The sequence below is a fragment of the Oleiphilus sp. HI0080 genome (assembly GCF_001635135.1).
In genome coordinates this window covers 1-10,575 of the sequence record NZ_LWFU01000770.1, presented here as the reverse complement: position 1 = coordinate 10,575, position 10,575 = coordinate 1, and the positions used below count along the sequence as shown (strand labels likewise).

Here is a 10,575-nt window from a genome sequence, read left to right as displayed (position 1 = left end):
ATAAACCGCAAATTGCCCTCGCTCTAGAAGTTGATGCCCGCTTTCAGGGAAGTCGCTTGGATTGATGGGGGGTGTGTGAGTTCCGCCAGCATGAGAAATGATGCGGCGTTGATCGTCGACTAATGACACATTCTTCAACAGGGAGGCGCTAGACAGGCGTTCAATTTGTTTAGAGAGCGAGTTTCGATCGAGTGTCCTTGATTCCGCGATAGCTTGCGTGGCAGAGAAGACTAGATTCTGGATGGACGTTTCGTAGGCGAGTTGCCGCTGTTCGAGTCCTCTCATTGCAACAAATGTTGTAACGATAAGTGCTGCAGACAAAAGCCCAGTAACACTAATGACCAAAATTCGTGACTTGAGCGTTAGCAATCTCATACGGCGTTTAACACTTATTCTTTTCGCTTTGCGAGGGATCTTATCACGCATTTAAGAGTCTGAGAGTGTATTATGGCGCAATTATTTCGGCTCTGTTATTTGTGAGAGGAAAATGCACTTCCCGACCATTGAAGACTACGTAGGAAACACCCCTTTAGTGAGGCTGCAACGCCTGCCCGGCAATACTTCCAATACGATTTTGGTGAAACTAGAAGGAAACAACCCAGCTGGATCTGTCAAAGACCGTCCCGCTACCAGCATGATCCAGCAAGCCGAGCAGCGCGGCGATATTAAGCCTGGAGATACTCTCATTGAGGCGACGAGCGGCAATACGGGTATTGCACTCGCAATGGCGGCCGCAATCAAAGGCTACAAAATGATTCTGATCATGCCGGATAACGCCACAGAGGAGCGAAAAGCATCCATGGCTGCATACGGCGCGACATTAGTCCCTGTTACGCAAGAAGAAGGCATGGAAGGTGCGCGGGATCTTGCACTCAGGATGCAGGCTGAAGGCAAAGGGCTCGTTTTAAATCAGTTTGGCAATATGGATAACCCATTGGCGCATTATACTGGTACAGGGCCTGAAATCTGGGAGCAATCAAAAGGCGAGATGACGCATTTTGTTAGCTCTATGGGTACGACGGGCACCGTTATGGGGTGTTCACGCTTTTTTAAAGAACAGAATCCGGATATCAAAATTATTGGTCTACAGCCGGAAGATGGTGCCTCGATCCCTGGCATACGACGTTGGCCAAAAGAGTATTTACCGACTATTTTTGAAGCCGATCGCGTCGATCAGATTATGGATATGGGGCAAGACGAGGCCGAAACAACGATGCGAGCACTCGCTGCTCAAGAGGGTATTTTTTGTGGAGTCTCTTCGGGTGGTTCGGTGGCTGCGGCCTTGCGGCTTAATCGGCAACTTGAAAATGCGGTAATCGTCGCCATTATTTGTGACCGAGGTGACCGATACCTTTCATCCGGTGTGTTTCCCGCACCTTAAATACTCTCTGATATTAGTTAGTCGCTCACAAGCAAACGTGTCCGAGTGATTGTCCCGCTTAACATAAAAGGCATTACGGCAAGAAAATATGGCAAGACGACGTAGGAAAAAACTTCCCCAAGAACCCATTGAGTGCGAGATATCTGGTGGTTTAAGTCATGAAGGGCGGGGCATTGCCAAGCTTGACGGTAAAACACAGTTTATTGATGCGGCTCTGCCAGGTGAACGTGTCATGGCGCAGTACGTTGAGCAGCGCGGCAAGTTTGATGAACTCAAAACGGTAGAGGTACTCGAAGCGTCGGCTGAACGTGTTACGCCTCCCTGTGCTGCCGCCGAAATTTGTGGTGGTTGTAGTTTGCAGCACATGGATACTGACGCACAGATTCAGTTTAAAGAAGCGACCCTTCGAGATCATTTCAAACATTTTGGGGAGCTTGAGCCCGAAGAGTGGATCGCTCCTATGACTGGGCCAACCCTCGGATATCGGGGTAAGGCAAGACTTGGCGTGCGGTATGTTGCCAAGAAAGAATCCGTACTGGTGGGTTTCCGAGAAAAGCGCAACAGCTTTCTTGCGGATATGCAGCAATGTGAGGTGCTAAACCCCAAAGTGGGGCATCACCTGCTAGATTTGCGCGAATTGGTTGCAGGTCTCTCAGTTTATCGAGAGCTACCTCAGTTTGAGGTGGCCCTTGGGGAAGACGCTGCTGCGCTTGTGGTGCGTCACATGGCGCCGCTTACCGAGGACGATACCGCTAAGCTGGTTGCTTTTGGGCAGGCACAGGGTTTTCACATCTATTTGCAGCCAAAGGGGGTTGATACCGTCCATCGTATTTGGCCCGAGTCGGCCTCCAAAGATGAAGATCGCTTGCATTACACTCTCGACACACCCGATGGACAGTCCGTAAAACTGGCCTTTCACCCGATGGATTTCACGCAGGTAAACGCGGAAATCAATAAAAAGATGGTGCGCCGTGCACTGGAATGGCTCGACGTGAAACAAGATGAGCGTGTTCTGGATCTATTTTGTGGCTTAGGCAACTTCACGCTACCGTTAGCAACTCAAGCAAAAGAGGTGGTTGGTGTCGAAGGCGATGATGCAATGGTCGTACGTGGCAAGGAAAATGCTTCCTTGAACGGGCTCGACAATGTGCGTTTTTATGGCGCCAATTTGCAAACCGATTTCACCAAGGAAGAGTGGGCGAAAGAAGGCTTCGATAAAATCTTGATAGATCCGCCTCGCTCAGGCGCATTGGATGTGTGTAATTATCTGACAACATTTGGTGCCAAGCGTATCGTGTATGTGTCGTGTAATCCTGCAACCCTGGCACGAGATGCCGGTGTGATTGTAGAAAAAGGCTATCGATTGGTGAAGGCAGGTGTCATGGATATGTTTCCGCATACCTCACATGTTGAATCGATTGCACTCTTTGAAAAGGCATAGAAGAAACGTAGACCTATGGTCAAAGTTCGTGAAGACTACATAGCTAATCGTTCTCCTGAACAGGGGATAGAGCAGTGGCTGATTAACCTTGCTGATGAGACTCAGATAGACGATCTCGACAAGGTTCGTCTAGCTTGTTTTGCAGCCCTCGAATACAGCCAAACGCCCTCTCACCCAGAGCGCTACTGGAGTAATTCAAAACACGATACCTTTCTCATTGGTCTCGAGATGGCACAGATACTCGCCGAGCTCGATCTGGATCAAAACGCGATTATTGCCGCTATTTTGTATCGTGCTGTGCGAGAAGAGAAAGCTACGGTGGATGCCATCCGGAAAAAATTTGGACCAGAAGTCGCAAATTTGATTGATGGTGTTTCTCAGATGGCTGCAATATCGTCGACCCATCAGCCATTCAAGGGGTCGGTTCTTGGGCAGACGCAAGGTCAAATCGACAACGTGCGCAAAATGCTCGTGACCATGATCGATGATGTTCGCGTTGTACTCATCAAGCTTGCCGAGCGCACGTGCGCAATTCGATCTGTGAAAGATGCGACTCCTGACAAGCGACAGCGCGTCGCACGGGAAGTGTTTGATATTTTTGCGCCGCTAGCGCATCGGCTTGGCATCGGCTATATCAAATGGGAGCTCGAGGATCTCAGTTTTCGCTACCTGCACGAAGGTGCGTATAAAAAAATCGCTAAGCTGCTTGATGAAAAACGTATTGCTCGCGACGAGTTTATCGCGGATGTCACCAATACTATCGAGGTAGAGCTAGAAAACGCCCACATTGAAGCGCAGGTGAGCGGCCGCAGTAAGCATATTTACAGTATCTGGCGAAAAATGCGTCGAAAGAATCTCGACTTTTCAGAGATTTACGACATTCGCGCGTTTCGAATTCTCGTTCCTCGTGTGAGTGACTGCTATGCATCCTTAGGTGTAGTGCACTCCTTATGGCGCCACATCCCCTACGAATTTGATGATTATATCGCTAACCCAAAAGAAAACGGTTATCGCTCACTACATACTGCAGTGGTCGGACCCAGCGGGCGGGTGATGGAAATTCAAATCCGCACGCATGATATGCATGATGAAGCGGAACTTGGCGTTTGTGCTCACTGGCGTTACAAGGGGACAGACACAAAAGCGAGCTCAAGTGGTTACGAAGACAAGATTAACTGGCTGCGACAGGTTCTCGAGTGGCAAGAAGAGGTCGGTGATGTCTCTGAGATAGCGCAACACTTAAGTGCGGATATAAACGCAGATCGTGTTTATATCTTTACGCCTAAAGGTCATGTGGTTGATTTGCCGAGTGGCGCAACACCTGTGGACTTTGCCTATCGCGTTCATACAGATGTGGGGCATGCTTGTCGTGGGGCAAAGATTAACGGACGCATTGTACCGCTGACGTATCCTTTGCGTACCGGTGAGCAAGTTGAAATTCTGACCTCGAACAACCCCTCGCCAAGCCGCGATTGGCTTAATCCAAGTTTAGGGTATATCCAAACCTCGCGCTCTAGAGCGAAAGTGGTGAACTGGTTCAAGCAGCAGGATCGTGGACGAAATATCCACGATGGTCGTGCATTACTCGAAGACGAGCTCAAGCGCCTAAGTATTGGTGACATCGCCTTTAAGGATCTCGCTCAGGAAACCAAGTATGACACTGTTGATGACATGTTTGCTGCGATTGGCGCGGGTGACTTAAAACCAACGCAAGTGGCACAGGCCGCTCAACGGATATTGGCGCCTGATCAGCAGCAACTCAAATTCAAGTTTGAGCCGAAGCATAAGCGGAGTGTGCCGAAACAGGATGATGATATTCAGATTCGTGGTGTCGGGCGCTTACTAACAACGTTGGCAAACTGCTGTAATCCAGTGCCAGGTGATCCGATCGTTGGCTACATTACCGTTGGCCGAGGTGTTTCGATTCATCGACAGGATTGTATGAACATGCTGCAGCTTGAAGACCACGAGCCTAATCGGGTCATTGAGGTAAGCTGGGGAACCGCGCCGGATGCTGCCTACGATGTCTCTATCGATATTCAGGCCTACGATCGTGAAGGTTTGCTACGTGACATTACAACGGTGCTTGCAGACGAGAAAGTAAACGTAACGGGCGTGAACACCTTCTCTAATCAGGAAGATCATACCGCGACGATTACCATCAGTATGGAAATCAAATCTCTTGATGCCTTGGGTCGGGTGTTGGCTAAGCTTAAGCAACTGCCTAACGTGATTGAAGCAAAACGGAAGCGTAATGCCTGAAAACAGTCTAAATTCGAAGTACACACTGGAAGATCTGCAATACCTAATGGCACGTTTGCGCGATCCTGATCGTGGCTGCCCTTGGGATATAAAGCAAACCTTCGCCAGTATTGTTCCGCATACGCTTGAGGAAGCCTACGAAGTCGCGGATGCCATAGAACAAGGTGACCGAGATGAGATTCGTGATGAACTCGGAGATCTGCTGTTCCAAGTGATCTTTTATGCCCGAATGGCTGAAGAAGAGGGTAGCTTCGACTTTACCGACATTACCAACGCTATCACCACTAAGCTGGTGCGCAGGCACCCACATGTCTTTCCAAATAAAGCGTTGCGTGCGTATCATCCTGAAGGTACTAGCTTTACTGATGACCAAATCAAAGGGCAGTGGGATGAAATCAAAGCGGAAGAGCGCGCGTTAAAGGCAGGTCTTGGTCAAACGCCGAAACAACGTAGTATTCTGTCTGACATTCCAAAGGCGCTCCCTTCGTTAGGGCGTGCAGATAAATTGCAGCGTCGCGCCTCTAATGTCGGGTTTGATTGGGACAATATTGACGATGTGTTTGCCAAGCTCGAAGAAGAAATTGGTGAGATACGCGAGGTTATTCAGGACGCAAAGGACAAGAGTTTCCGAGAGCCTGATATTCATGCAAGGCTTACGGATGAAGTGGGTGATTTGCTGTTTTGTGGCGTTAATCTAGCGCGTTTTCTGAAGGTAAATCCCGACGAGGCATTGCGTGGCTGTAACGATAAATTCACCCGGCGCTTTAATCATATAGAGCGAGCATTGGCCGAGCAGGGCAAAGCGTTTGAAGACTGCACTCTAAAAGAGCTTGATGCACTTTGGGATGAAGCCAAGCAGTTCAATTGAAATAGTTATCCAAGGTGGGTATGGATTTGCTCGTTGATGGCGCGGATTCGCGCCTCCATTTCGCTCACTAAATGGGCTTCTGGTATTTCCCCTGAGCGTGCAGCTGACTCTAATTCAGCGGCTGCCGCTGCATCTTCATCTGCACACATATTGGCCAGCGCGCCTTTTAACGAGTGAGCGAGATGGTAAATCTCTTCCGTATTCCCAGAGGTGATTGCTGACTCGAAAACTGGCGCTCCGCTGTCATATTGTGTTGTGAATATACCGAGTATCTTCTCCACAATTGTCGCGTTATTACCCAAACGAGCGCTCAATGCATCAATGTCTATCATTCAGTTTCCTCCGCAAAACTATCCAAAATATAGACGCTAAAAGCATATAGGTAAAATTTTTAGCGTAATTAGAAATAGTCTTTGGTTGCTTTAGTGCCGTTGCATGTAGTAACAAAAATACACCAATTACACTGCGATATTTGGGTAACAAATTTGGTATAAAAATCAAACCATTAAAGCACTGCGTTGGTCGTTGAGTTTTTGCGCCGTTGAGATGTTTTTAGTGCTTGTTTGAAAAGGCATTAATGAGGTGCATCGGTCACTATGGTTTAGCTAAGTAGTGTCGCTTGTAGCACTTTGCTTTAGCACTTAGTTGCTGCCTTGAGGCCCTGACGCAATGTCGCGTGATACTGCTGTAAAGATTGAGGAAAGGTGAATGCCAGATAGTTCTAACCGCGAGAAAGCCCCGTTGAATGATAATGGTGGTAGCGTTGGAGGTAACAATCGTTTGAACGTTCATACGCAAAATCAGCAGTCTGCTTATGTTTTAACGGGTGTCGGGCCGCTTAAATCTCAGTCGCAAGGCGAGCATTTATACGCTCTTAGCTCAGATAGTGATGTCGGCGAGCGAGCTCATGGCGTTGATGCTGACGCTGATCCAGACCCCACACCATTCGGGTTTGCAGTTAATGAAGATGACTCAATTGTCCTCACAGAGAAGCAATTGCTCGATGCAGTAAACCCGGAACACCGAAATAGCGATACGTGGACGATCGAGGGCTTTGCGGTCGATCCAAATTTCGGAACGGTCGTTAACAATGGCGATGGCAGCTGGACAGTCTGGCCTGACCACAATTTTTCCGGAGACATGTCGCTGACCTTTATGATCAATGACGGCGTAGATTGTTCACCAGAAAATGTACCGTTGACGGTTGTTCCGCTGCATTGTGCGTCTGACAAAAGTGCATCGCACGACACGGGTACGATGGTTTTGGAAGACCGCGACGATGCCTAGCTCTCCGATCATTCGGTATCGGGGGATGACAATGACAACATCTTCGGCTTAGGCATACAGTGTGTCCGGCATTCAACTTACTTACGATGCGGTTGAAGACCGCGTTTTATTGCAGAGTCATCAAGATGTTTCGCAACCCTCTTGGTGGTTGAGCCGCCGCGCCTTATTGAAGATTATTCATAGCCTTAATTCTGCCTTATTTGCCAAATATGAAACCGAACAAATTCTGCAGCGCGTTGTTGATGGCTCTAATTCCAATGACTCGGTAAGCTCTAATGCTTTGAATGAACAAGGCGCGCGCGATGATTATGAGCGTTACCGTCAAGACTTGCTCGAGGGGAGTACATCCCGAATGGAACGACACTCAACGCCAGTGCCTGACGCCAATCTATTTCCTTTTGCCCGTATCGTGAATGTCGACGTGCAAGAGAACCGTAGCATGGCGATGACCTTTTCAGACGGTGGTGCTAAGGGGTTAAGGTTAGAATTTCAGGAAGAAGGTTTGCAGCTTTTCGTCCAAATGTGTGCAGAGCTAGTGCGACAATGCCAGTGGTAATGTCGGCACCTAAAATCGCTTACCCAGAGAGATGTAAAAGCTCTCGTCTTGCGTGTTGGTTCGCCCATAACCAAGAAAGGCTGGCCCAATCGGGCTGTCCCAGCCAAAAAATGCTGCACCGCTTTTGAACGTAGAATCCCAGCTTATCGCGCTGCGCTCCTCCCAAACATTGCCTGCCTCCGCAGAGATACCGAGATAGAAGGGAAGGTTTGTTCCACCCATCGGGTTTTTGGCTAACTCATAGGTATAAACTAATCTGGCGAAGCGCAAAAAAGGACCGGAGAGAAAGTCTCGGTCTAAGCCGGATAGATTGAGAAAGCCGCCTAACTCAAAGTTGGTAAATCCAATAGGCCCTTCATTGTACGCATTGCCAAAACGCAAAGTTGGCTTCAATGTATGTGCTCCGAGTGATCCGGCAACACTAAGGTCAACTTCGAATTTGTTCGCATATTCTTCTGGGAGGCCTAGTGCCTGGGTCGCGCTGCGGCGCAAGGCAATATCGAGCTTTGAACCGGAGCGGGAAAAGTCCGCCTCATCAAGTGTGTCATATTCGGCACGAATCAGGATGGAATCGCTGTCGTAATCAATCACGTCCAGCCCAATTTGACTAGACAATGTGTCGGGCAGTTCAATATCGCCATTTTGAATTTCAGCGGCGGCAATCATGTCAAAACTGTCATTAAATTCAAATCCAAACCCCGCCTTTGTGGTATTTGACGAGTTGATGACCTCACCGACAGAATCGCCAGAAGAATCGAAGTAATTGGAGATTTCTCGTTTATATTCGCTGTCTGCGAGTAGAAAAAAACTACTCGTGTAGATCGGCCAATAGAGGTCTGTTTTCAACACTTTTTCTGAACCAAACTGAACGGAGTTAGTCCATTCTGCCCCGTATGGGCTCAAGTTGGTTAGTCGCATAGCCGCGCCAATTTCAAAGAGGCTGAAACTACGAAAGTTATCCTCAAAGCTGAATAAAAAATCGAGATATCCCGGTCCCCATTCCTTTTCCTCGATGAGTATTTTCATCGTCGATTGTTCGTTACTTTCTTCCACAAAGGTGGTGACGCGTGCAATGGTTCCCTGACCATAGAGACGTTCGATGCCTTCCCGAATTTGACGCTTGGTGTATGGCCCTTCATGACTGAGCCGCATGCGGTAAAAAATATAATCATCCGCAAGACGGGTTTTATTATTGAGAATAATGCTGTCGATGTTGTGGTTCAGATGCGCCAGTTCAGGCTGATCGACAACGTGCTTTGATGTGTAGTTTTGAGCGATGCTCTGAAGTTTATCGCTTTGAACATTAGCGGCTGCGTAGCCGGCTTGTATGCCCTTCTCGGTGCTGCTGAAATCAGTCAGCGTAATACCGTCTAGATTCGGTTTAATGAGTAAATCGGCTTCGCTGAGTAGGGCGCGCGCACGTTGTTGGTTCTCAAAAGTGAGGAAGTTGCTAAGTTGACCAAGTACATCAAACGTATTGTCGATGTCCTTTGCAGGTAAGGGCAAAGAGCCGATATCTACGGCGATAACAATGTCGGCACCTAAATCTTTGGCGACACTCACAGGTAGGTTATTGGCAATACCGCCATCAACCAAAACGCGGCCATCAATCTCGATAGGACGCAATATTCCCGGTAGTGACATAGAGGCTTGCATTGCTGTCGCAAGGTCGCCTCTGTCTAGCACAATCTGCTCTCCGGTTTCGAGATCAGCGGCGACAGCGCGATAGCTCACAGACAAGTCATCAAAGCTCTTAAGCACTGGATAGGAGCCAAGCATCGACTCAATAAGGCGGCGCATCCCTTGTCCCTGAAAAATGCCTTTCGGTAGTTTAAAACCATCGGCGTCAAAGCCTATGCCGAGCTGGATCGGGTAAAGGTCATCATGGCGCTTGCGCCTGTTTGGTATGCGCGAACGGGGGAGATCGTCAACATAGCCTGAGTTCCAGTTCGCCTTGATAAAAAGCTGTTCGATTTCGGCTGCGCTTTTTCCACTGGAGTAGAGTCCCCCAACAAACGATCCCATACTGGTGCCGACGATTAAGTCGATCGGTATCTCTCGCTCTTCTAATGCCTGCAATACACCCACATGCGCACTGCCGCGAGCGCCGCCTCCCGCAAGCACCAAGCCGATACATGGGCGATCGACCGCGCTTTGACATGCGGCACTTTTGGCAGGCTCATTGTTTGTCGACGCAGCCAAGGTTGACCATGACGTCAAGCACAGAGCCAGGCTTGGCAATACCCCAAAAATTAGCTGTAAAAAGGACAAAAAGCTTGTCTTATAAGACGACAGTAAAGTCATTGTCACCTATGCTCTAGGTAAGAGAGAAAAAAAGGAAATAACTGATTACTGGGCTACTATGAATGGCACTTAAGCTGAATTCAAGGAGCGTGACATGAAAGGTATTGTTTTTACCGAGTTTATTGAGTTAGTGGAAGATACTTTCTCAATGGATATGGTGGATGACATTCTTGATGACTGTGATCTCGACAGCGGAGGAGCCTACACTTCGGTTGGTTTATACGATTATAACGAGATGTTGCAGCTGGTGGGGGCATTGTCGAAGCGAAGTGATACTCCGATACCAGATTTACTGCACGTGTTTGGTAAACATCTGATTTATAAGTTCAGTAGCAATTTTTCCTCAATGTTTGAGGCCGCCCCTGATGCATTTACATTTCTTGAAGGTATCGACAATCACGTGCATTTAGAAGTACGAAAGCTCTACCCAGATGCTGAACTTCCACAGCTTGGTACCGAGCGACCTGACGCCAATA

At 48.4% G+C, this 10,575-nt stretch carries 10 protein-coding genes; 7 read left to right on the top strand and 3 right to left on the bottom strand.

Annotated features, from left to right (window positions below; genetic code table 11):
* On the bottom strand, positions 1-375 hold a 375-nt coding region (locus tag A3751_RS16050), incomplete at its 3' end, for a hypothetical protein (RefSeq protein WP_156492541.1).
* 112 nt (positions 376-487) lie between these two features.
* On the opposite strand from A3751_RS16050, the gene cysM reads away from it, so the two are divergent.
* The 4 genes from cysM to mazG all read left to right on the top strand — a co-directional run bounded on the left by cysM (position 488) and on the right by mazG (position 5,952).
* Positions 488-1,381 (top strand): cysteine synthase CysM, encoded by an 894-nt coding sequence (gene cysM / locus A3751_RS16045; protein ID WP_068457893.1) that lies wholly within the window; start codon positions 488-490, stop codon positions 1,379-1,381.
* A gap of 88 nt (positions 1,382-1,469) precedes the next feature.
* The gene (gene rlmD / locus A3751_RS16040; protein ID WP_068457891.1) at positions 1,470-2,822 is read left to right on the top strand and encodes a 23S rRNA (uracil(1939)-C(5))-methyltransferase RlmD; all 1,353 of its coding nucleotides are present in this window, start codon (positions 1,470-1,472) and stop codon (positions 2,820-2,822) included.
* A gap of 15 nt (positions 2,823-2,837) precedes the next feature.
* Entirely contained in the window at positions 2,838-5,084 is a 2,247-nt protein-coding gene (gene relA, locus A3751_RS16035) for a GTP diphosphokinase (RefSeq protein WP_068457889.1), read from the top strand.
* Entirely contained in the window at positions 5,077-5,952 is an 876-nt protein-coding gene (mazG, locus tag A3751_RS16030; RefSeq protein WP_068457887.1) for a nucleoside triphosphate pyrophosphohydrolase, read from the top strand. Before relA ends, mazG begins: the two co-directional genes overlap by 8 nt.
* A 5-nt stretch (positions 5,953-5,957) precedes the next feature.
* Here mazG and A3751_RS16025 read toward each other — a convergent pair whose 3' ends face one another.
* Positions 5,958-6,284, bottom strand: coding sequence for an Hpt domain-containing protein (locus A3751_RS16025; RefSeq protein WP_068457885.1), 327 nt, complete (start codon positions 6,282-6,284; stop codon positions 5,958-5,960).
* Between the two features lie 376 nt (positions 6,285-6,660).
* Here A3751_RS16025 and A3751_RS16020 point away from each other — a divergent pair, with 376 nt between their 5' ends.
* Both A3751_RS16020 and A3751_RS16015 read left to right on the top strand, forming a co-directional pair.
* Positions 6,661-7,239: a cadherin-like domain-containing protein gene (locus A3751_RS16020; RefSeq protein WP_068457883.1), complete on the top strand. Its 579-nt coding sequence runs from the start codon at positions 6,661-6,663 to the stop codon at positions 7,237-7,239.
* Positions 7,240-7,300: 61 nt separating this feature from the next.
* Positions 7,301-7,795, top strand: coding sequence for a hypothetical protein (locus tag A3751_RS16015; protein WP_068457881.1), 495 nt, complete (start codon positions 7,301-7,303; stop codon positions 7,793-7,795).
* A 9-nt stretch (positions 7,796-7,804) separates the two neighbouring features.
* Here A3751_RS16015 and A3751_RS16010 read toward each other — a convergent pair whose 3' ends face one another.
* Complete coding sequence (locus tag A3751_RS16010) at positions 7,805-10,015, bottom strand: patatin-like phospholipase family protein (protein WP_197466409.1); 2,211 nt, start codon at positions 10,013-10,015, stop codon at positions 7,805-7,807.
* Between the two features lie 178 nt (positions 10,016-10,193).
* Here A3751_RS16010 and A3751_RS16005 point away from each other — a divergent pair.
* The coding region (locus A3751_RS16005; protein ID WP_068457877.1) for a heme NO-binding domain-containing protein at positions 10,194-10,575 on the top strand (382 nt) is incomplete at its 3' end.